The sequence below is a fragment of the Bradyrhizobium sp. ISRA430 genome, from assembly GCF_029909975.1.
Classification (GTDB): Bacteria; Pseudomonadota; Alphaproteobacteria; order Rhizobiales; family Xanthobacteraceae; genus Bradyrhizobium.
Genome location: NZ_CP094516.1, coordinates 4,387,091 through 4,407,898 on the forward strand (window position 1 = coordinate 4,387,091; position 20,808 = coordinate 4,407,898).

A 20,808-nucleotide genomic window follows, 5' to 3' on the forward strand; every position below is an offset into this window, starting at 1 on the left:
ACATGACCACCACGAATGCCGCCACCGCCCCTTCGGTCGTTTCCGGTACGACCCAGACGTCATCGTCGTCGTCCTCGTCGAACTCCCTGAGCTCGACGACGGGATCGACGCTGGCCGGCAACTTCCAGACCTTCCTGACGCTGCTGACCACGCAGCTCCAGAACCAGAACCCACTCGATCCGCTCGACACCAACCAGTTCACCCAGCAGCTCGTGCAGTTCGCCGGCGTCGAGCAGCAGCTCAAGACCAACGACTCGCTCGCCACCCTCGTCAGCCTGCAGCAGACCACGCAGGCAACCCAGGCACTCGGCTTCGTCGGCAAGACCGCGGTGGTCGACGGCACGACCGCGACGATGAAGAGCTCGTCCGCGACATGGCACCTCAACGTGCCGACCAGCGCGACAGTCGACATCTCGATCGCCAATTCCAGCGGCCAGACCGTCTTCACCGGCAAATACACCGCCGGCGCCGGCAGCGACATTCCGTTCACCTGGAACGGCCAGGGCAATGACGGCACGCAGTGGCCCGACGGCAAGTACACGATTACGGCGACCGGCAAGGACATCGCGAACAACAATGTCGGCATCGCCGCGCAGGTCCAGGGCACGGTCTCATCCGTCGACCTGACCCAATCGCCGCCGCTGCTGACCATCGACGGCAACAGCTACACGGTCAGCCAGGTCAAGAGCATCGTCGGCAGCAGCAACTGAGGCGACGCGCCGCTGCCGCACATTCAATGTCGTCCTGGCGAAGGCCAGGACCCATAACCCCAGGGAGTGGTTGTGGCGCGAAGCAGTAGCCCCGAGTCTTCGTAAGAACTACTCCCTGTGTGGTTATGAGTCCCGGGCGCGTGCTGCGCACGCCCCGGGACGACGATTGAGAGCCTCGCGACATCACGCGCGGGCCTTGTTTGTTAGTAAAGTATTTACCTTCTGCCCGCCCGGCCGGCCCGAACCATGCGCTCCGCCTGCCGGGCCGGCCGCGTTCCCGTCCGTTTCAACGAGAATTGTATTGAAGCCTTAGGCTTAGCCAATTTTTAAGCCGGGCGGCGTAGGGTTACGGCGTGAGTTCAGTGGTTGAGAGTTTGTGAGTACGCCATGACAGAACCCCATCGCCCGAGGGTAAAATACGTCATCGGGCCGGACGGCAGTCCGCTGACGATCGCGGATCTGCCCGCACCCGGCACCAAACGCTGGGTCATCCGCCGCAAGGCCGAAGTCGTCGCCGCTGTGCGTGGCGGACTTCTGTCCCTTGAGGAGGCCTGCAGCCGTTACACCTTGACGGTCGACGAATTCCTCTCCTGGCAGTTTTCCATTGACCAGCATGGTCTGGCGGGCCTTCGCACCACCCGCATCCAGCAATATCGCCAGTAAGCGATCCGGAAATTTGCGGCTTTTGACAAAAATCGGCCTCGCCCCGCGAGGTCGATTTTTTTCATGTCGCCACTTTTGTCCGACCTCTTAATCTTCGTTAACCATATCGAAACCATCACCTAGGCAATAATTGCCCAGTCGACCGCTCGGGAATGCGGATCGAATCTGTCGGGGCGGTTGCTTGCAAGGTCTGGTTGACTTCCTGAAGGGTCTGGGCGCGGCGCGATTCGCGGCGATGATTGCAGTCACCGCCGCGCTCATTGGCTTTTTCGCCTTCGTCATCATGCGCGTCACCACGCCGCAGATGACGACGCTGTTCACCGATCTCAGCGTCGAGGATTCCTCGAGCATTATCAAGGATCTGGAACGCCAGGGCATCCAGTTCGAGCTGCGCAATGAAGGCAGCATCATCATGGTGCCCAAGGACAAGGTCACCCGGCTGCGGATGAAGCTCGCCGAAGGCGGCCTGCCCAAGGGTGGCGGCGTCGGCTACGAGGTGTTCGACAAGTCGGATGCGCTCGGCACCACCAGCTTCGTCCAGAACATCAATCACCTGCGCGCGCTGGAAGGCGAGCTCGCCCGTACCATCCGCGCCATCGATCGCATCCAGGCGGCCCGCGTCCATCTCGTGCTGCCCGAGCGTCCGCTGTTCTCGCGCGAGGCGCCGGAGCCGTCCGCCTCGATCGTGCTGCGGGTGCGCGGCGCGCTCGAAGCGCAGCAGATCCGCGCCATCCGCCACCTCGTCGCCTCCGCGGTGAACGGGCTGAAGCCGCAGCGGGTCTCGATCGTCGACGAATCCGGCCAACTCCTGGCCGACGGCGCCGCCACCGATGCGGATCAGACCGTCGGCGACGAGCGCCGCGCCGCCTTCGAGAAGCGGATGCGCAAGCAGGTCGAGGACATCGTGTCCTCCGTGGTCGGTTCGGGGCGCGCCCGTGTGCAGCTCTCCGCCGATTTCGACTTCAACAAGATCACCCAGACCTCGGACAAGTTCGATCCGGAAGGGCGCGTGCTGCGCTCGAGCCAGACCCGCGAGGAATCGAGCCTCACCGCCGACAATAACGGCCAGGTCACCGTCAACAACGAGCTGCCGGGCAACCAGCAGAACAGCGGCGCTACGGCGAAGGACCAGAGCAAGAAGACCGAAGAGACCAACAATTACGAGATCTCCCGCACCACCAAGACCGAGGTGACGGAAGCCGGCCGCGTCAACCGCATCTCGGTCGCGGTGCTGGTCGACGGCATCTACTCCAAGAACGAGAAGGGCGAGCTCGTCTACCAGGACCGCACCAAGGAGCAGCTCGACCGCATCGCCACTTTGGTCCGCTCGGCGATCGGCTTCGACCAGAGGCGCGGCGACCAGGTCGAGGTCGTCAACCTGCGCTTTGCCGATGCGCCCTCCACCGCCCCGATCGGCGAACCCGGCGGCTTCCTCGGCATGCTGCAGTTCACCAAGGACGACGTGATGTACTTCGTCGAGCTCGGCGTGATGATGCTGCTCGGCCTCGTCGTGATGTTCATGGTGATCCGTCCGCTGGTCAAACGCATCCTGGCCTCCGACGAAGTCGCTGCCGCCATCAGCGGCGTGCTCGCCGGCCCCGCCGGTGACGAGGCAGCGCCGACCGCGGGCGGCCAGGCGCTGCTGCCGGGCGGCAGCGCCACCGCGAGCGCGATCGATGTCGCCACGATCCAGGGCCAGGTCCACGCCCAGTCCGTTCATCGCGTCGGCGAGCTCGCCGAGCGCAATCCCAACGAAACCGTCGCCATCATCCGCCAGTGGCTGACCGAACCCGCGAAATGATCCGAGTGAATTGACATGGCCGCCTCCTTGCAAAACGCCAACTCGCAAGACATCACCAGCGTGATCTCGACGCTGGGTGCCCGCGCCGGCAGCCGTGCGGGCGGCCCTGCGACTGCGCAATTGCCGGGACCGCGGCGCGCCGCGATCCTGATGCTGGCGCTGGGCGAGCAGTATGGCGGCAAGATCTGGTCGCTGCTCGACGACGAGGAGGTGCGCCAGCTCTCGCTGGAGATGTCGACGCTCGGCACCGTCGAGGTCGACACGGTCGAGGACATGCTGCTCGAATTCGTCTCGCGCATGTCGGCATCGGGCGCGCTAATGGGCAATTTCGACGCCACCGAGCGGCTGCTGCAGCAGTACCTGCCGCCGGAGCGCGTCAACGGCATCATGGACGAGATCCGCGGCCCTGCGGGGCGCAACATGTGGGAGAAGCTCTCCAACGTGCAGGAAGAGGTTCTCGCCAACTACCTGAAGAACGAATATCCGCAGACCATTGCGGTCGTGCTGTCGAAGCTGAAGCCGGAGCACGCCGCGCGCGTGCTCGGCATCCTGCCCGAGGAGCTCGCGCTCGACGTCGTCGGTCGCATGCTGAAGATGGAGGCGGTGCAGAAGGAGGTGATTGAGAGTGTCGAGAAGACGCTGCGCACCGAATTCATGTCCAACCTGTCGCAGACCCGCCGCCGCGACGCCCACGAGGTGATGGCCGAGATCTTCAACAATTTCGACCGCCAGACCGAAACCCGCTTCATCACCTCGCTGGAAGAGGAAAACCGGGAATCGGCCGAGCGCATCAAGGCGCTGATGTTCACCTTCGACGATCTCGTGAAGCTCGATTCCGGCTCGGCCCAGACATTGATGCGCAACGTCGACAAGGACAAGCTCGGCGTCGCGCTCAAGAGCGCCAACGAGGATGTCCGCAACTTCTTCTTCGGTAACATGTCCTCCCGCGCAGCCAAGATGCTCCAGGACGACATGGCGGCGATGGGCCCGGTCCGGCTGCGCGACGTCGACGAGGCGCAGGCGCTGCTGGTCAACCTCGCCAAAGACCTCGCCGCCAAGGGCGAGATCATGCTGACCAAGAACCGCGCCGACGACGAGCTGGTGTACTGATGGCGGCACCCGCGAAATTCCTGTTCGACACCGACTTCGCCGCGCCCGACCGGACGCGGGAGAAGGCCGCGTCGGCCGCCGAGATCGCCCAGAAGGTCGCGGAAGCCGAGGCGCGCGCCTACCAGGACGGCTTCGCCGCCGGTCAGCGCGAGGCCAAGGCGGAGAGCGACCGCCGCGTCGCGCTCGCGATGGAAGAGATCAACATCGCGATCAGGAACATCGCCTCCGGCATCGGCAGCATCGAGGCCAGGATGGAGACCGAGGCGGTCGACGTCGCGGTGGCCGTGGCGCGCAAGCTGTGCGCCGAGCTGGTCGCGGCCGAGCCGCTCGGCGAGATCATGGCGGTGGTGCGCGACTGCTTCTCGCACCTGGTCGCGACGCCGCATCTCGTCGTCCGCATTAACGACGCGCTCTACGACAGCGCACGCGAGAAGATCGAACGGCTCGCCAAGCAGAGCGGTTTCGAAGGGCGGCTGGTGATACTGGCCGAGCCCGAGATTGCGACCGGCGACTGCCGGATCGAATGGGCCGATGGCGGCGTCGTGCTGGACCGCGGTGCCATCGCGGCCAAGGTCGACGAACTGGCCGGACGCTATATCGCGTCCCGCAGGGGGAATTAAACCATGAGCGACACCGACGGACAGGTCCCGCTGCCCGATCTCAACGGCCCGATGGCGCCGGCCGGCGCCGATGTCGGCTACAACGAGGACGAATACGCGGCCCGCGTCGCCGCCGACCTCGAGGCGGTGTTCGACGTGCCGGTGCAGGTTTCGGCCGTGCTCGGCCGCTCCAAGATGGATGTCGGCGAGCTGCTGAAGCTCGGGCCCGGCACCGTGCTCGAGCTCGACCGCCGCGTCGGCGAGGCCATCGATATCTACGTCAACAACCGCCTAGTCGCCCGCGGCGAGGTGGTGCTGGTCGAAGATAAGCTCGGCGTGACTATGACCGAAATCATCAAGACCGAACGAGGTTGATTGTTTTGAGCATGATCCCTTCGGAACACGGACACGCCCTTTTCCGGATCATGCTGCAGCGAAAATCGCAGGGAATAGCGCGCGGCAGCGCGGACAGACGGACAGGAGACTGACATGCGGCTTCTCATCGTTGGCACACTGAAGGGCCAGCTCACCACCGCAACCAAGATCGCGATGGAGAACGGCGCCACCGTGACCCACGCCGAGGATCACGAGCAGGCCATGCGCGTCCTGCGCGGCGGCAAGGGCGCCGACCTGCTGCTGGTCGATGTGGCCCTCGACATCCGCGACCTCGTGATGCGGCTCGAGGCCGAGCACATCCACGCTCCGATCGTCGCTTGCGGCATCACCAACGACGCCCGCGCCGCGGTCGCCGCGATCCATGCCGGGGCCAAGGAATACATTCCGCTGCCGCCGGAGCCCGAGCTGATCGCCGCGGTGCTTGCAGCGGTCGCCAACGATTCCCGCGAACTCGTCTACCGCGACGACGCCATGGCGCGTGTGATCAAGCTCGCCCAGCAGATCGCCGGCTCCGACGCCTCGGTGATGATCACCGGCGAATCCGGCACCGGCAAGGAAGTACTGGCCCGTTACGTCCACATGCGCTCGGCGCGCGCCAAGCGTCCGTTCATCTCGATCAACTGCGCCGCGATCCCCGAGCATCTCCTGGAGTCCGAACTGTTCGGACACGAGAAGGGCGCCTTCACCGGCGCGGTCGCGCGCCGCATCGGCAAGTTCGAGGAGGCGACAGGCGGCACGCTGCTGCTCGACGAAATCTCCGAGATGGACGTCCGCCTGCAGTCGAAGCTGCTGCGCGCCATTCAGGAGCGCGTGATCGACCGCGTCGGCGGCACCCGGCCGGTGCCGGTCGACATCCGCATCATCGCGACCTCGAACCGCAATCTGGCGGAGGCGGTGCGCGAAGGCACCTTCCGCGAGGATCTCCTGTTCCGCCTCAACGTCGTCAACCTGAAGATCCCGCCGCTGCGGGAGCGTCCGGCCGACATTCTCGAACTCGCCCAGCATTTCGTGAAGAAATATGCGGACGCCAACGGCGTGCCGCTGCGCCCGATCTCGGCGGACGCGCGCCGCGTGCTCTCCACCAACCGCTGGCAGGGCAACGTCCGCGAGCTCGAAAACACCATGCACCGCGCGGTGCTGATGGCGCAGGGCGACGAGATCGGGGCTGATGCCATCATTACGCCGGACGGCGACCGCCTCGACATCGCCAGGACCGCGCCCGCCGTGGCCCATGCGACGATGGCGGCCGAGCAGGTGACGCGGGCGCTGGTGGGACGCACGGTGGCCGACGTCGAGCGCGACCTGATCCTGGAGACGCTGAAGCACTGCCTCGGCAACCGGACCCATGCCGCCAACATCCTCGGCATCTCCATCCGCACGCTGCGCAACAAGCTCAACGAATACGCCGACGGCGGCATCCCGATCCCGCCCGCCGGCACGCCCGGCGAATATCCGCGCATGCCCATGGTGGGGGCGTGAGGCGGCTACAGCGAATATTCTAAGCTGCGAATGCCCGGGCCCAAGTCCCGGGCATTCTTATTGTGGGCGACCACATCGGCCACACCCACGGTGTCGTCCTGACGAAAGCCAGGACAACGTTGGAGGAGCATTGTGCGTCCAAACCCGCGGATCGACAGCATAGCCGAGCCGCATTCGGCGACTAGGTCGGGCGCGAGGGACACCCTATAAGCGCAGGCGAGAACCACGCGAGGTGACAATGTCTGAGGCTCGAATCACGGAATGGCTGGCGTCGCAGCGGCAGGCGATGATCGATCTGTTGCGCGACGTCGTGAACATCGATTCCGGATCCTACGACAAGGAAGGTGTCGATGCGGTCGGCGCGCGGTTCGAGCGGCATTTTTCCGAGCACGGCATTTCCACCTGGCGGGAAAGCCACGGCACGTTCGGCGATGCGATCCATGCAGAGGTCGCCAAACCCGGCAGCAACGAGAAGCCGGTGCTGTTGATGGGCCATCGCGACACGGTCTTCTCCAAGGGCGAGGCCACACGGCGCCCGTTCACGATTCGGGACAAGCGCGCCTACGGTCCCGGCGTCGCCGACATGAAAGCCGGCCTCGTCATGAATGTGTTCGTGGCCGCGGCCTTCCAGAAATTCGGCGGCAGCCCGCATCCGATCAAGGTGCTGATCACCTCTGACGAGGAGATCGCCTCGCCCTCGTCGCGCCCGGTGATCGAGCGCGAGGGACGCGCCGCGCGCGCGGTCTACAATTCCGAGCCGGGCCGTCCGACCGGCAATATCGTCACCAGCCGCAAGGGCGGCATCTTCATGCATTTCGGCATCACCGGCAAAGCCGCGCACTCCGGCGCCAACTTCGCCGCCGGCGTCAGCGCGATCGGCGAGCTCGCGCACAAGATCGTCCAGATCCACGCGCTGACCGATCTCACCAAGGGCATCACGCTGAATGTCGGCCTGGTCGCTGGCGGCCAGTCCGTCAACACCACGGCGCCTTATGCGGAAGGCCAGATCGACCTGCGCTACATCGATCCTGCCGATCGTGCCAAGGTGATGGCCGAGATCGAACGGATCATGGCCACGCCTTACGTGCCCGGCACCAGCGCCGTGCTGACGGTCAAGGGCGAATTCCTGCCGGCGGTTCAGAGCGAGGACTCCAAGGCGCTGTTCGAAGGCTACCAGGCGGCGGCGAGAGAGGTCGGCCTCACCACGCTGCAGGGCGAGTTCTCCGGCGGCTGCGCCGATTCCGGTTTTACGGCGGCGGTCGGCACGCCGACCATCTGCGGCCTCGGGCCGGTGGGCGGCCTTGCGCATACGCCGGAGGAATATCTCGAGCTGGACAGCATCGTCCCGCGCGCGCAGGCGCTGGCGCTGGCGATTTTGCGGAGTTGAGTTCGTAGGGTGGTAACCCACCTCTTTGGTTTCCGCCGAAATAGACAGTGGTGGGTTACGCCTTCCGCCTTCGCTCGTGGAGCTACGGCGGACGTGGTCGGCTAACCCACCCTACGAGATCACGAATAACTCGGCGCGTCCGGCTTGCGGAAGATGTGGATAGGGTCGCCGGGAATGATGGGCTGGCCGCGGAAGGTCGCATAGGCATAGAGCGCGAGATAGGCGATCGCCAGCGCGCCGATGGCGTAGAAGGCCCAGGTCGCCACGCGCTTCATCGTTCCGCTCCCATGCCTTCCAGCGGGAAGGCTTAAGGCAGCGCTTCTAGAGCGATGACGGGGAAAAGGCCAGCCTTGCTCCGGTGATCAAATGCCGCGCCGGCCGCGCGCGGGAACGCTGACGTCAGCAAGCTTTGCCGCGTCCTCGTCGTGATCGACCGCCACATATTGGCCGTGCCAATAGGCCAGCGCGGCGCTGCGGGTGGAGCTCCTGATGTGCCTGACACGGCCGATGACGATGCCGTGCGAGTGCCGTTCGAGGATCTCCTCGACTTCGCAATCAAATGCCGACAATGCGCCGGCCAGCAGCGGAACCCCCGAGACGCCCGTCACCCACTGGGCGCCGGCGAAGCGATCGGCGCCCTTCAGCCCGCCCTTGCCGGCGAAGCGTTCGGCGATGTCGAGCTGGTCGGCATTGAGAATGTTTACACCGAAGGCACCGTGACGCCGGATCAGCGGGAACGAGGACGCGTCGCGATTGATGCTGACGAGCAGCGTCGGCGGATCGACCGTGAGCGAGGTCACCGAGGTCACCGTCATGCCGGTGACGTCCTTCCCGCGTCCGGCGGTGATGACGCTGACGCCGCCGGTGAGGTGGCGCATGGCGCCGCGGAAATCGGCGAACGAGACGGGAGTTTCGGTCATGAGATCGCGGGGAACTACATTCATGGCATGCTCCCCGAAGCGGGGTCTCCGTACATTTAGGTACGATCGTCCGCCGACAAAAGGTGGTTCAGGATCGAGCCTTCGAGGCCCGCAAGCTCGACCGAGCCACGCTGGCGCGGCCGGGCTGCGTTAACCAAGACGTCATGGGCAATGCGGCCCTCCTCGATCACCAGCACCCGATCGGCCAGCGCGACCGCTTCCGAGACGTCATGGGTGACCAGGATCGCGGTAAAGCCCTGATCGCGCCAGACGCGCTCCAAAAGCCGCTGCATCGAGATGCGGGTCAGCGCATCGAGTGCGCCGAGCGGCTCGTCGAAGGCGAGTACGCGCGGACGCGAGACGAGCGCGCGCGCCAGCGCGACGCGCTGCTTCTGTCCACCCGACAGCACCGAGGGCCACTGGCCACGCTTATCGGCAAGCCCGACCTCGCCCAGTGCCTTCTCGGCCCGCGGCTGCGCGTCGATGGAGGCGCGGTCGCGGCCGAGGCCGACCTCGACATTGGCGAGCACGCGCGCCCACGGCAGCAGCCGCGGCTCCTGGAACATCACGCGGATGTCTTCGGGCCGAATTTCATCGCCGAAGCTGATGCTGCCGGCGTCGATTGTCTCCAGGCCGGCAATCAGGCGCAGCAGCGTGCTCTTGCCGCAGCCGCTCTTTCCCACGATCGCGACGAACTGGCCGGCGGGAATATGCAGGTCGATGTCGCGCAACACTTCATTTTCGCCGAAGGATTTGCGCAAACCGCGGATGCTGAGCGGCAGGCCGCTCGCATGCGCCGGCCGCTCCTCGCGTGCGACGCGGGCCGTTGGTGCGAAATTGGCGCGGCTTGCGAGTTCGGTTTCGGGAAGGGAGGTACGAAGGGCTGTCTGCATGTCACTCTCAACGTTTCTGGGAGGCAGGGTGCCAGGCGAGCGTCAGACGCTCCAGCACGCGGGAGGCGCTGTCGGCGAGCTTGCCGAGCAGGGCGTAGATCAGGATCGACAGCACGACGACATCGATCAGCATGAACTCGCGCGCCTGCATCGCCATGTAGCCGAGGCCCGAGGAGGCTGCGATCGTCTCGGCAACGATCAGGGTCAGCCACATGATGCCGAGCGCGAAGCGGATGCCGACGAAGATCGAGGGCAGTGCGCCCGGGAAGATCACCCGGCGGAACAACTCGCCGTCGGTCATGCCGTAGATGCGGCCCATCTCGATGAGCTGGGGGTCGACGGTGCGGATCCCGTGCAACGTGTTGAGGTAGACCGGGAAGAACACCCCCAACGCCACGAGGAACAGCTTTGCGCTCTCGTCGATGCCGAACCAGAGGATGACGAGCGGGATCAGCGCCAGATGAGGCACGTTGCGCACCATCTGCAGCGTGGTGTCGGTGAGCTTTGCCGAGAGCTGCGACAGGCCGTTGGCAAGGCCAAAGGCGAAGCCGATGCTGCCGCCGATCAGAAAGCCGATCGAGGCGCGCCAGAACGAGACCCAGATGTTGCGGACGAGCTCGCCGGAGAGCAGCAGCTTCCACCCCGCCAGCACGACGTCGCTCGGCGCCGGCAACACCCGCGTCGGCACGAAGCCGGTGACGCTGGCCGCCTGCCAGATCGCGATGATGCCGAGCGGCGCGATCCATTGGATCAGGCCGCCCGCGCGCGGCAGGCGAACGCCACGCGGAAGCGAGATACTGTCGATGAGGCTCATGATTGCGATGCCTGTTTGTGCGGCCGGTAATCGTTGCCGATGGTCTCGCCGAACGGACCGTTGTTGGGATGCAGCCGCGTCACATTGCTGCCGTGCTCGAGCGAAAGCAGCGGGAAGACCAGCTCGGCGAAGCGATAGGCCTCTTCGAGATGCGGGTAGCCCGACATGATGAAGGTATCGATGCCGATCTCCTGATACTCCTTGATGCGCGCAGCCACCGTCTGGGCGTCACCGACCAGGGCCGTGCCGGCGCCGCCGCGCACCAGGCCGACGCCGGCCCACAGGTTCGGGCCGATCTCGAGCTTGTCGCGCTTGCCGCCGTGGAGCTGCGCCATGCGTTGCTGGCCGACGGAATCCATGCGCGCAAAGTTCTTCTGCGCCGCCGCGATGGTCTCGTCGCTGACATGCTTGATCAGCTCGTTGGCCGCCCGCCATGCAGCCTCGTTGGTCTCGCGGACGACAACGTGAAGGCGGATGCCGAAGGAGAGCTTGCGGCCGCGGGGGGCTGCAACTTCCCTCACCTTCGCGATCTTCTCGGCGACCTGCGCTGGCGGCTCGCCCCAGGTGAGGTACTTGTCGACAGTGTCGACGGCAACGTCGATGCCGGCATCCGATGAGCCGCCGAAATAGAGCGGCGGCCGCGGCGACTGCACGGGGTGAAACAGCAGCCGCCCATCCTCGATCCGGATGTGCTTGCCTTCGACATTCACCGTCTTGCCCGCGAGCAGGTCGCTATAGACGTTCAGGAATTCCCGGGTGACCTCGTAGCGCTCGTCATGGGGCAGGAAGATGCCGTCGCCCTTGTTCTCGACGGGATCGCCGCCGGTGACGACGTTGATCAGCAGCCGGCCGTTTGTGATGCGGTCGAGCGTCGACGTCATGCGCGCGGCGACGCTCGGCGATTGCAGCCCGGGCCTGACCGCCACGAGATAGCGCAGACGCTCGGTGAACGGCGCGACGCTGGAGGCGACGATCCAGGAATCCTCGCAGCTTCGCCCCGTCGGCAGCAGCACGCCGAAATAGCCGAGCTGGTCGGCGGCCTGCGCGATCTGGCGAAGGTAGTTGAAGTTGACCTCGCGTCCGCCGGTCGCAGTGCCGAGATAACGGCCGTCGCCGTGGGTCGGCAGGAACCAGAGGATGTCAGCGTCAGCTTGCTTGCTCATGCTCTTGCTCATGATCCTGGCCTCCGCGCCACGTCGGAAATCTTGATTGCTTTCGGGATCAGGTTGAGCGCGAGGAATGCGTCGGCAACCTGCTGTTGATCGGCGACGACCGTATCCGTGATCGGCCTGATGCCGTAGGACTGGCGCTTGAGCGCCACCTCGACCACGGGCACCGACAGTCCGATGGACGGGGCGAGCTGCTCGGCGACGGCATGGATGTCGCCTTTGGCCCAGTCGTCGACCGCGCTCAGCTCGGCGAGCACGGCGTCGACGATCTTCGGGCCCGCCTCGAGGAATTTCTTCGAGGAGAAATAGAACTGGTAGTTCGAGACGATGTTGCTGCCGTCGGTGAGCGTGCGCGCACCAGTTGCGGCTTCCGCCGCCGCCTGGAACGGATCCCAAATCACCCAGGCATCGACCGCGCCGCGCTCGAAGGCGGCGCGCGCATCGGCCGGCGCCAGAAACACCGGCTCGATTTCCGAATATTTGACGCCCGCCTGCTCCAGCGCCTTGACCAGGAGATAGTGGACGTTCGAACCCTTGTTCAGCGCCACCTTCTTGCCCCTGAGATCGGCGACCGATTTCAGCGGACTGTCCTTCGGCACCAGGATCGCCTCACCCTTCGGCGCCGGCGGCTCATAGGCGACATACTGAATCGGCGCGCCGGCGGCCTGCGCGAAGATCGGCGGCGCTTCGCCGGTGTTGCCGAAATCGATCGCGCCGACATTGAGCGCTTCAAGCAGCGGCGGGCCCGACGGAAATTCGGTCCACACCACCTTGTAGCCTTCGGCCGCGAGCTTCGGCTCCAGCGTGCCTTTGCTCTTCAACAGCACCAGCTTGCCGTATTTCTGATAACCGATGCGAACGACCTTGTCCCGGCCGAAGGACGTGCCGACCGCGGCGGCGACGATGCCGATCGACAGGACGATAGCCGCGATCAGACGCTGGATGATACGCCTCATGTTCAAACCCTTGTGCGTGGGAAGGCTGGTCGGCACGATCAGGTCGCCGTGCTGCGCCAGACGATGTCACGGATCGCGATCGGCTTCGGGATCAGGCCGAGCTTGTAGAAGCGATCGGCAACGCCCTGCTGGGTCGCAACGATGTCGTCGGTGACGGGGCCGACCACGAAGGCCGAGCGGTTGGCGGCGATGGTCTGGATGTCCAAGGGGATGCCGGTCACAGCGGCCAGCGATTTCGCGACCTCGTCACGGTGCTGTTCGGCCCATTTTGCGGTCGCGGTCGTCACGTCGACGATTTGTTGCAGGATGGGCCCGTGATTCTTCGCGAAATCGCGGTTGGCGATGTAGAAGGAATTGGTCTTGGTGACCTCGCGCGCATTGATCAGGATGCGGCCGTTCTGCTTGGTCTCGCCGATCGCGAAGTAGGGATCCCAGATCGCCCAGGCGTCGATGCTGCCATTGGCAAAGGCGGGGCCGGCGTCCGGCGGCGCCAGATACACCGGCGTGATGTCGGCATAGGTGAGACCAGCCTTCTCCAGCGTCTGCACGACGATGTTGTGGGCGCTGGAGCCCTTGGTGAAGCCGATGCGCTTGCCTTTCAGCTCAGCGATCGAGCGGATCGGCGAATCCCTCGGCACCAGGATGCCCTGGCCGTTGGTGATGGGCTGGCCTGCGGCATAAACCATCGCGGCGCCCGCAGCCTGGGCGAACACCGGTGGGGAATCGCCGACCGCGCCATAATCGACGCCGCCGACATTCATCGCCTCCATCATCGGCGGACCCGAGGAGAACTCGACCCATTTCACCTCAACGCCTTGCGGGGCGAAATGTCTTTCCAATGCGGCCTGCTGGCGCGTGATGACCAGCACGCCGTTCTTCTGGTAGCCGATACGAATTTCCTTCACGGCGCCTTGCGCCTTCGTGCGCGAGGCGAACGCAGCGATAGCTGCTGTTCCGACAGATAGCTTGAGAAAGTCCCGACGTTGCATTCAACACTCCCGGCCGCGCGCGGCCGTCATTCATTCGCATTGCGAGAATGATGGTGTGGCTTGGCGAAGGTGTCGAGACGCGCGGAAAAATAGCGATGCGCGCACTGCGCACGCGGCTGCGCGCATGACTAATGTTTCAAGCGGCGGAGCGAATGCAGAGAGAAATTTTCTGCACGCGAATGTGACGGTCGCGCGCATTGCACGAGCGCGTCATGGGAGCGCTTGGAATCACGAAGAAACCAGTTCGGCCCGAGGGTCCGGGCGACCGGATTACAAAAATATCGAAAACAACCCCATGCAAAGTAGCCGATGGGCCGTCTGCTCATGGCATACGCATTTTCCGAAGCCGTTTGACACGTCGGGCAAAACACCAGCATGATGTCATCATGCCGCGTGGAGTGGGGTCCGCTCTCGCCGCGCCTCGTGATGGTCGGCATAGTACTGCCTCATCAACCGTCGTCATTCCCCGCGAAAGCGGGGAATCCAGTATTCCAGAGACGTTAAACGTTCCACACGACTGCCGCGGCGTACTGGATCGCCCGCCCCAGTGCGCAAGTGCGCACTAGGCGGGCGATGACAGCAAGACTGTGGCGAGCGCGTGCCTCAGTCCCGTTGTTGCGAGCGCAGATCCCTTTGCGACCTACTGCAGCCATCTCACCGGCAGATTGAGCAGGCCGCGGAAGGCCCAGCCGCCGATGCGCACGGGTTCGTCGCCTGAGATCTCGATCCAGCTGGCGCGTGCGAACACGGTCGGCAGCGCGACGTCCGCGATCATGGCACGCGAGGCCCAGGCGCCGGCGCAGAAGTGAGGGCCGGCGCCGAAGGCCACGCTCTTGGAGACGTCTCGTCGCACGTCGAACTGGTCGGCGCGCTCGAAATGCTTCTCGTCGCGGTTGGCCGAACCGAACATCAGGAACACGCGCTCATCTAGCTCGAACGACACGTCGCGGATGGTCCACGGCTTCGCGATGCGCCGCGGCGACATGCCGATCGGCGAGATCCAGCGGGCATATTCCTCGAAGGCCTGGAGCCAAGACACCTCGCCCTTGCGCACGAGATCGAGCTGCTCGGGATGGGTCAGCAGCGCCCAGACCGTGCCGGCGATCGCCTTGCGCGGTTCGTTCTGGCCGCCGGAGATCGCGAGCTTGACGTTGGCGCGCACGCTCTCCATCGGCATGCCCGATGCGAGGAGGAAGCCGAGCAGACTCTGGTCGGGATGCTTGCGCATCACAGGCAGCATGTCGTCGATCGCGGCATCGATGCCGGCGGTCGCCGCATGGCAGCGCGCCTCGACCGCGGGATCGCCGGTGTAGTTGGCGATGCCCTCGATCATGCCTTGCGACCAGGCATCCATCTCGGCAAAGCCGATATTGGTAAGGCCGGTGATCGACTTCAGGCATTCGCCGGAGAACGGCAGCGCGAAGTCGGCCATGAAGTCGATCCGTGCGCCCGGCTCGATCCTATCCATGATGCGGTCGGCATGAGCCTGGAACTGCGCGGTCCAGTGCGCCTTCACCGTCCTCGGCGACACCGCGGGAAAGAACGCGCGCCGCTCGACCTGATGCGCCTCGCCGTCCTTGCGCATCATGTTGTGGCCCATCAGCCTGTTCATGAGCCCCTGCGGCTGATGCGAGGAGAACACGTCGATCTGCTTCTCGGAAATCGAGATGTCGTCGCGGCTCACCAGCAGCGTCGAGCCGAGCTGCGGCACGAAGGCGATCGGCGCCTCCTGTCGCATCCTCGCGAGCATCGGATAGGGATCGGCCCAGAACGAGGCCGGGTCGATGTCGATGCGCGGCGCGGTGCTCAAGGCGGTCTCCCCTGGATCGTTGTATCCTTAAGGCCAGACTATCGCACTGCGGCGCCGCAGTCTGTCCCTAGCGATAGGGACAGGCGGAATTGGGACGTGTGTTCATAAGTCCGAGGACGGAGGGCTGAGTTACTGGGCCTCGGCGATCTTCGGTCCGGATGACAGCATCTGCGCGTTAGCCGCCAAGGGCCGCTTCGACGGCGATGCAGGGTCCGGCAACCGGAAAGCGGCGTCGGGCGGCGCTCCCTGGGACGGTCGACGGGCAGCGGCTGCCGGAAGCACGATCACTTTCGCTCCGACTTTCACCCGCTCATAAAGGTCTGTGACGTCCTCATTGGTCAGCCGGATACAGCCGGACGAAACCCGCTTCCCGATCGTATCGGGGTTGTTGGTGCCGTGAATTCGATATTCGGTCTCGCCGAGATACATCGCCCGAGCGCCGAGCGGGTTGGTGGGACCGCCTGCCATAAACCGCGGCAGATAAGGCTGACGCGAGACCATCTCCACAGGCGGATGCCAATCCGGCCATTCTGCTTTACGGGCCACAGTCTGCTCACCGGACCATGTGAAACCTTCGCGGCCAACACCGATGCCGTAACGCATCGCTTGCCTGTCGTTCAAAACGAAATAAAGGAATGTGTTTCCGGTATCGATGATCACGGTGCCCGGCGCCTGGTGGCTGGCGTAGTCAACCACCTGCCGGACAAATGCGCCGGGAACGCCAGCACCGGCTTTTGGCGGTTCGACCAGAGGCGCCGGGGCCGGAATGGGAGCCGGAACTGGCGCTGATGCACGAACTGGAGTTGACACGTAAACCGGAGTTGACGACGCCTGGGCTTGTAGCGCGGACGGTTTTCGGTTCGGTTGCACGCTCGGGCGAGCCAGCAAACTGTACCCCACGATGGCGACGGCCACGGCGCCAATTGCAACTCTCGCGGCCATTGGTATTGCGAGCGTCTCTGCCTTTCGACGTTTGGCCCGCTTACTCATGTCTTTCCCCAAGATCACTATGCCCGGAAGAGGTACCCAGCAAAATTTAAGAAACTTCGAAGCGATTTCGCTCAGACGGGAACCGTTAGCGGTGGTTAACGCCGAACTCTTGTTCGGCAACATAAAAATTGCGAGTACCGCTTGATATTGAGGTAGCGACGTGGACGACGCGCTTCTCCTCGCGGAACGCGTCGAGGTCCGAATCGCCCGGCGGAGCGAACACGCTCCGACCTTGACCCGCTCTCAGTCCGACAGCCGACATTCTGGGGCCTGAGACGGAAGACTGCTAAGGGCCAGAAGGGGACCTACCGATCAGTCCTGGCCGATCGTTTCCTCGCGATCGATTTGCCGAAATGACAGCTCGGGTCGCCATTTCGTCAGACCAGATCGGTTCTTCATCTTCGCAGCAGCGCGAACCCGATATTCGGTCCGAGCTGCTGCGTGTAAGCGAGGTTGATCCACAGCATTGCCAACGGCTCAAGGTAGCGACTCATGGCCAGTGGGCCGGTGTCGATCGGGTCGAAACCGAGGTCTGCGACAAGCGCCATGACGATCTGCTTGGCGGGCGTATCGTCGCCGGCGAGTGCCATCATCAGCTTTCCACCGGGATAGTTGCTGTCTGCCATGTTGCGGGAGCCCGTGGTGCTGAATGCTTTGACGACGCGCGCGCTCGGCGCAAGCCGCGCTACGGTCTCGCCGCCTGAATCGCCAAATCCGATCGCAAGCTCCCTTCCGGATTTGAGAGGATCGGTCGTGTCGATCAACACTTTGCCGGCGACGTCACCCAGCGATCTTATCGTCGCCTCGACGGCGGCCCAGGGGACCGCGAGCACAATCACATCGGTACTGGTTGCAGCATCGTTCAGGAGGACAACGCCAAAACCCTGCTCTCTTAGCTCTGCGGCTTTGTCGCCGGCCACGTCGCGCGTCGCGAACGTCACGCGATGGCCGGTCTTGAGCCATCCGCCCGCCAGCGCACGGCCTACATTGCCCGAACCGGCAATCGTGATGTGCATGGTGTGCTCCCGTGCGATTCTGCCGAACATATACTGTCGTGTGCGGGCAAGAGCTACATCGGCTTAGGGTCAAAAGGCGACGATCCTGGCCGGCGGGCTGCCTATCCGCTGTGCTTTCGGAAGGAGGTATCGCGGACTTAGAATCCCCTCAGTTCAGGCCATGAGGCCCAGCGAGCAGGCTCAGCACGATCGAGAATAGTTCGTTCTGCGAGGAGATGCCGAGCCGCTCATAGGCACGCTTGCGGTAGGTCAGGGTCGAGTGCAGGCTGATGCCCAGTCCTTGCGAGATCGCCTCGGAGCTGAAGCCGAGGAGGATGCGGCGGCAGACCTCCCGCTCCCGCGGCGTGAGGCTGGCGAGCGGCGCGCACGTCGCAAACAACGTGGCAAGGGCCTGGTCCGGCGTTGCCGTCGTGCCGTGCTGGAAATGGCGCGCCACGCTCGCGCCGATCGCCGGTGAGATGGTCTCAAGACGCGCGAGCTGCGCCGCGCTGAAGCGGCCCTGGGACGCGATGCGATAGAAATTGACATAGAAGCAGGTGTCGTCGACCCAGATCGCGGTCGCACATTTGTCGACGATCCCGGAATCGTTGAAAAAGATCTTGCGGTAACGCGCGCCATACATGCGCGGCGCAAAGGACGGCAGCACGATCGGCGCGCTTTCCTCGCCTTCGAACAGCGCATCGCGATTGGGATCGGATTCGTGGAACTGGCCGGCATAGGCCGCGCCGAGGTCGCCGCCGATCGGGATGTTGCCGGCATCGAGCAGGCAGCGCGCCGCGCCCGTGCGCGTCAGCGCAAACACCATGCAATGGCCGACCCCGGCCTGCCGGCGCAGCGTGTCGATGAGGATCCTTGGAAAATCGGGGCGGCCGATGGCGAGCACCGCCGGCGTAACATCGCCAGCCGCCGGATTTGCGGGCACCGCCTGAGACCGCATTGCTTTCCTCCGCCAAACATTCTTTTGGCTGAAGATACCAGCAAGGGCGGCGCATCGGAAGGCGTCGCCCTCACCTGCCGCGTGGGTCCCGGCGCTGCGCTGCTGAGCCGGGGCCCATGCCGCTAGACGCGCCCTACCCAGCCGCCACTTTCGCCGGCGCGACGTTGATGGCGAGCTTGCCGTAGCGGTCGGTGAAGGCCTCTGTGTCGATTTCCTCGAGCTTGATCGCGCCGCTCATCACGCCCTGCTTCCAAGTGGCTTGCTCCGGGTCGTTCTGGAACTCCGGCATCACCTCGCGGGCGAACAACTCGAGCGATTCGCAGATGTGCTCGTGGCTGTTCTTGCCGGCCTGGTTGAGCAGGATCACCTGGTCGATATGCGAGGTCTGGAAACGCTTGAGCTTCTTGCGGATCGTCTCGGGCGAGCCGATCAGGCCGCCGCGCAGCGCGGCCTCCTGCGCCTCCGGATTGTCGCGCTTCCACTTGTTGTACTCGTCCCACATGTTGACGGTGCCGGGCGCGGGACGTTGGCGGTTCTGTGAGGCACCATAGAAGCGCAGCGCGAACTGGAAGAAGGTGGCGCCATCGGCGCGGGCACGTGCCTCCTCGTCCGTCTTGGCGCACATGAAGAACGACACCAGCGCCATGTTCGGGTTGATCTCGTAGTCGGCAAGCTTGTGCAGCCGCTTGGTCATGGCGTTGTAATAGGCATGCACCCAGGCATGCGCGGCATCGGCGCTGACGAACTGGAAGCCCAGGGCGCCGAAGCCATGGCGGCCGGCGCGCTCGATGGTCGGCAGTTGCGAGCACGCCATCCACAGCGGCGGATGCGGCTTCTGCACCGGTTTGGGCACGACGTTGCGCAAGGGGATGTCGAAATACTTGCCGTGATGCTCGCTGCCGCCGTCCTTGAACATTGGGAAGATCGCGCGCACGGCCTCCTCGAACACCTCCTTCTTGGACTCCATGTCGCGGGCGAACGGCTCGAGCTCGGTGATGGATGCGCTCTCGCCCATGCCGAATTCGCAGCGGCCGTTCGAGAGCAGATCGAGCACCGCGACTCGCTCGGCGACGCGCGCGGGATGGTTGGTGGTGAGCTGGAGGATGCCATGACCGAGCCTGATCCTCTGCGTGCGCTGGCTGGCGGCGGCGAGGAAGGACTCCGGCGAGGGCGAGTGCGAATATTCCTCGAGGAAGTGATGTTCGACGACCCAGGCGTGGTCGTAGCCGAGGCTGTCGGCGAGTTCCATCTGCGAGAGTGCGTTCTGGTAGAGCCTGAGCTCGTCGCCCGCCACCCACGGCCGTGGCAGTTGCAGCTCGTAGAAGATGCCGAACTTCATGACGCAGCTCTCCCAAGATTATTTTTGTTGCCGGCATTCTAGAGAACGAGCGAGCGCTGTCCATGCCGGTGCAATTCCGCCGCACGGGACGCTCGCACTTGCTCAATTTGGTCTGACAACGTTCAATCCAGCCCAACAACTTTAAGTAAACGATTGGAACCGGCAACCACTTAGGTGGTGCAATCAGCCTTGATCCATGTCAAGGTTGGCAACGCTCGGCTTGCCTAATCTGAGACTCTGCAAGGTAACGGCCCGGATGCCGTCCAGATTCTCATCACTGCAAGAGAGACCGAATATGTCGGCCCCTGGCGACGACACGACTGGGCGTTTGCGCCGCCGGCGCATGGAAATCTTTGCGTTCCTGTTCCTGACCGCGGTCGTGATGCCCGTCCTCGCAGTGGGAACGGTCGGCTCCTACGGCCTCGCCGTCTGGATCTACCAGATGTTCGCAGGGCCTCCCGGCCCGCCGCCCCCGCATTGAATTCCCCAAGCGAAAGACAGGCATCATGGCCCACATGACCCTCAACCGCCGCGCATTGATCACCGGCCGGGTGCTCACTGCCGAGCGCATCGTGCCGCCGCCGGGCGGCGAGATTGCCAGCATTTTGGTGCAGGCGCGCCCCGACCACCTCGCCGAGCTCGAGGCCGAAATCACTGCGCTCCCCGGCTGCGAGATCCACGGCCGCGATGCGCGCGGCAAGCTTGTCGTGGTGACCGAAGCACCCGACGCCGGCAGCCTCGGCACAATCCTCAACACCATCCAATCGCTGCCGCACGTCTACTCCGCGGCACTCGTCTTTCACGCCATCGAAACGGTTTAAGGCCGGGAG

General features: G+C 64.5%; 22 protein-coding genes. 10 read left to right on the plus strand and 12 right to left on the minus strand.

Features of this window, described 5'->3' with window-relative positions:
• The first annotated feature begins 2 nt into the window (after positions 1–2).
• From MTX21_RS20930 to MTX21_RS20965, 8 genes are all read left to right on the plus strand, one after another.
• Positions 3–710, plus strand: a complete 708-nt coding sequence (locus MTX21_RS20930) for a flagellar hook capping FlgD N-terminal domain-containing protein (protein WP_280966591.1) — start codon at positions 3–5, stop codon at positions 708–710.
• A 387-nt stretch (positions 711–1,097) separates the two neighbouring features.
• Positions 1,098–1,373: a DUF1153 domain-containing protein gene (locus tag MTX21_RS20935; protein WP_002714638.1), complete on the plus strand. Its 276-nt coding sequence runs from the start codon at positions 1,098–1,100 to the stop codon at positions 1,371–1,373.
• Between the two features lie 181 nt (positions 1,374–1,554).
• On the plus strand, positions 1,555–3,174 hold the full coding sequence (fliF, locus tag MTX21_RS20940) for a flagellar basal-body MS-ring/collar protein FliF (protein WP_280966594.1): 1,620 nt from the start codon (positions 1,555–1,557) through the stop codon (positions 3,172–3,174).
• Positions 3,175–3,189: 15 nt separating this feature from the next.
• The gene (fliG, locus tag MTX21_RS20945) at positions 3,190–4,284 is read left to right on the plus strand and encodes a flagellar motor switch protein FliG (RefSeq protein WP_280966595.1); all 1,095 of its coding nucleotides are present in this window, start codon (positions 3,190–3,192) and stop codon (positions 4,282–4,284) included.
• Positions 4,284–4,904, plus strand: a complete 621-nt coding sequence (locus MTX21_RS20950) for a FliH/SctL family protein (RefSeq protein ID WP_280966596.1) — start codon at positions 4,284–4,286, stop codon at positions 4,902–4,904. Before fliG ends, MTX21_RS20950 begins: the two co-directional genes overlap by 1 nt.
• Before the next feature lie 3 nt (positions 4,905–4,907).
• On the plus strand, positions 4,908–5,258 hold the full coding sequence (gene fliN / locus MTX21_RS20955; RefSeq protein ID WP_280966597.1) for a flagellar motor switch protein FliN: 351 nt from the start codon (positions 4,908–4,910) through the stop codon (positions 5,256–5,258).
• Between the two features lie 114 nt (positions 5,259–5,372).
• On the plus strand, positions 5,373–6,758 hold the full coding sequence (locus MTX21_RS20960) for a sigma-54 dependent transcriptional regulator (RefSeq protein WP_280966598.1): 1,386 nt from the start codon (positions 5,373–5,375) through the stop codon (positions 6,756–6,758).
• A 238-nt stretch (positions 6,759–6,996) separates the two neighbouring features.
• A complete protein-coding gene (locus MTX21_RS20965) occupies positions 6,997–8,145 on the plus strand; it encodes a M20 family metallopeptidase (RefSeq protein WP_280966599.1) in 1,149 nt (382 codons plus the stop codon).
• A gap of 119 nt (positions 8,146–8,264) precedes the next feature.
• On the opposite strand, the gene MTX21_RS20970 is transcribed toward MTX21_RS20965, so the two are convergent.
• The 12 genes from MTX21_RS20970 to MTX21_RS21025 form a co-directional block, all read right to left on the minus strand.
• Positions 8,265–8,420: a hypothetical protein gene (locus MTX21_RS20970; RefSeq protein WP_280966600.1), complete on the minus strand. Its 156-nt coding sequence runs from the start codon at positions 8,418–8,420 to the stop codon at positions 8,265–8,267.
• Positions 8,421–8,507: 87 nt separating this feature from the next.
• On the minus strand, positions 8,508–9,089 hold the full coding sequence (locus MTX21_RS20975) for a flavin reductase family protein (RefSeq protein WP_280966601.1): 582 nt from the start codon (positions 9,087–9,089) through the stop codon (positions 8,508–8,510).
• Positions 9,090–9,121: 32 nt separating this feature from the next.
• A complete protein-coding gene (locus MTX21_RS20980; protein ID WP_280966602.1) occupies positions 9,122–9,958 on the minus strand; it encodes an ATP-binding cassette domain-containing protein in 837 nt (278 codons plus the stop codon).
• A gap of 7 nt (positions 9,959–9,965) precedes the next feature.
• Entirely contained in the window at positions 9,966–10,772 is an 807-nt protein-coding gene (ssuC, locus tag MTX21_RS20985) for an aliphatic sulfonate ABC transporter permease SsuC (RefSeq protein ID WP_280966603.1), read from the minus strand.
• Positions 10,769–11,935: an FMNH2-dependent alkanesulfonate monooxygenase gene (gene ssuD, locus MTX21_RS20990; protein ID WP_280966604.1), complete on the minus strand. Its 1,167-nt coding sequence runs from the start codon at positions 11,933–11,935 to the stop codon at positions 10,769–10,771. The genes ssuC and ssuD overlap by 4 nt, the downstream gene beginning before the upstream one ends.
• An 8-nt stretch (positions 11,936–11,943) precedes the next feature.
• On the minus strand, positions 11,944–12,897 hold the full coding sequence (locus MTX21_RS20995; protein ID WP_280966605.1) for a sulfonate ABC transporter substrate-binding protein: 954 nt from the start codon (positions 12,895–12,897) through the stop codon (positions 11,944–11,946).
• Between the two features lie 38 nt (positions 12,898–12,935).
• Positions 12,936–13,886, minus strand: coding sequence for a sulfonate ABC transporter substrate-binding protein (locus MTX21_RS21000; RefSeq protein ID WP_280966606.1), 951 nt, complete (start codon positions 13,884–13,886; stop codon positions 12,936–12,938).
• 640 nt (positions 13,887–14,526) lie between these two features.
• A complete protein-coding gene (locus tag MTX21_RS21005; protein ID WP_280966607.1) occupies positions 14,527–15,696 on the minus strand; it encodes a cytochrome P450 in 1,170 nt (389 codons plus the stop codon).
• Between the two features lie 129 nt (positions 15,697–15,825).
• A complete protein-coding gene (locus tag MTX21_RS21010; protein WP_280966608.1) occupies positions 15,826–16,686 on the minus strand; it encodes a L,D-transpeptidase in 861 nt (286 codons plus the stop codon).
• 395 nt (positions 16,687–17,081) lie between these two features.
• A complete protein-coding gene (locus tag MTX21_RS21015) occupies positions 17,082–17,702 on the minus strand; it encodes an NADPH-dependent F420 reductase (protein WP_280966609.1) in 621 nt (206 codons plus the stop codon).
• A 148-nt stretch (positions 17,703–17,850) separates the two neighbouring features.
• Positions 17,851–18,639, minus strand: a complete 789-nt coding sequence (locus MTX21_RS21020) for a LuxR C-terminal-related transcriptional regulator (RefSeq protein ID WP_280966610.1) — start codon at positions 18,637–18,639, stop codon at positions 17,851–17,853.
• A 133-nt stretch (positions 18,640–18,772) separates the two neighbouring features.
• Positions 18,773–19,978: an LLM class flavin-dependent oxidoreductase gene (locus MTX21_RS21025; protein ID WP_280966611.1), complete on the minus strand. Its 1,206-nt coding sequence runs from the start codon at positions 19,976–19,978 to the stop codon at positions 18,773–18,775.
• A gap of 295 nt (positions 19,979–20,273) precedes the next feature.
• Here MTX21_RS21025 and napE point away from each other — a divergent pair, with 295 nt between their 5' ends.
• Together napE and MTX21_RS21035 are read left to right on the plus strand one after the other, a co-directional pair.
• Entirely contained in the window at positions 20,274–20,459 is a 186-nt protein-coding gene (napE, locus tag MTX21_RS21030; protein WP_027553314.1) for a periplasmic nitrate reductase, NapE protein, read from the plus strand.
• A 25-nt stretch (positions 20,460–20,484) separates the two neighbouring features.
• Positions 20,485–20,799 (plus strand): chaperone NapD, encoded by a 315-nt coding sequence (locus MTX21_RS21035; protein ID WP_280966612.1) that lies wholly within the window; start codon positions 20,485–20,487, stop codon positions 20,797–20,799.
• Positions 20,800–20,808 lie beyond the last annotated feature (9 nt).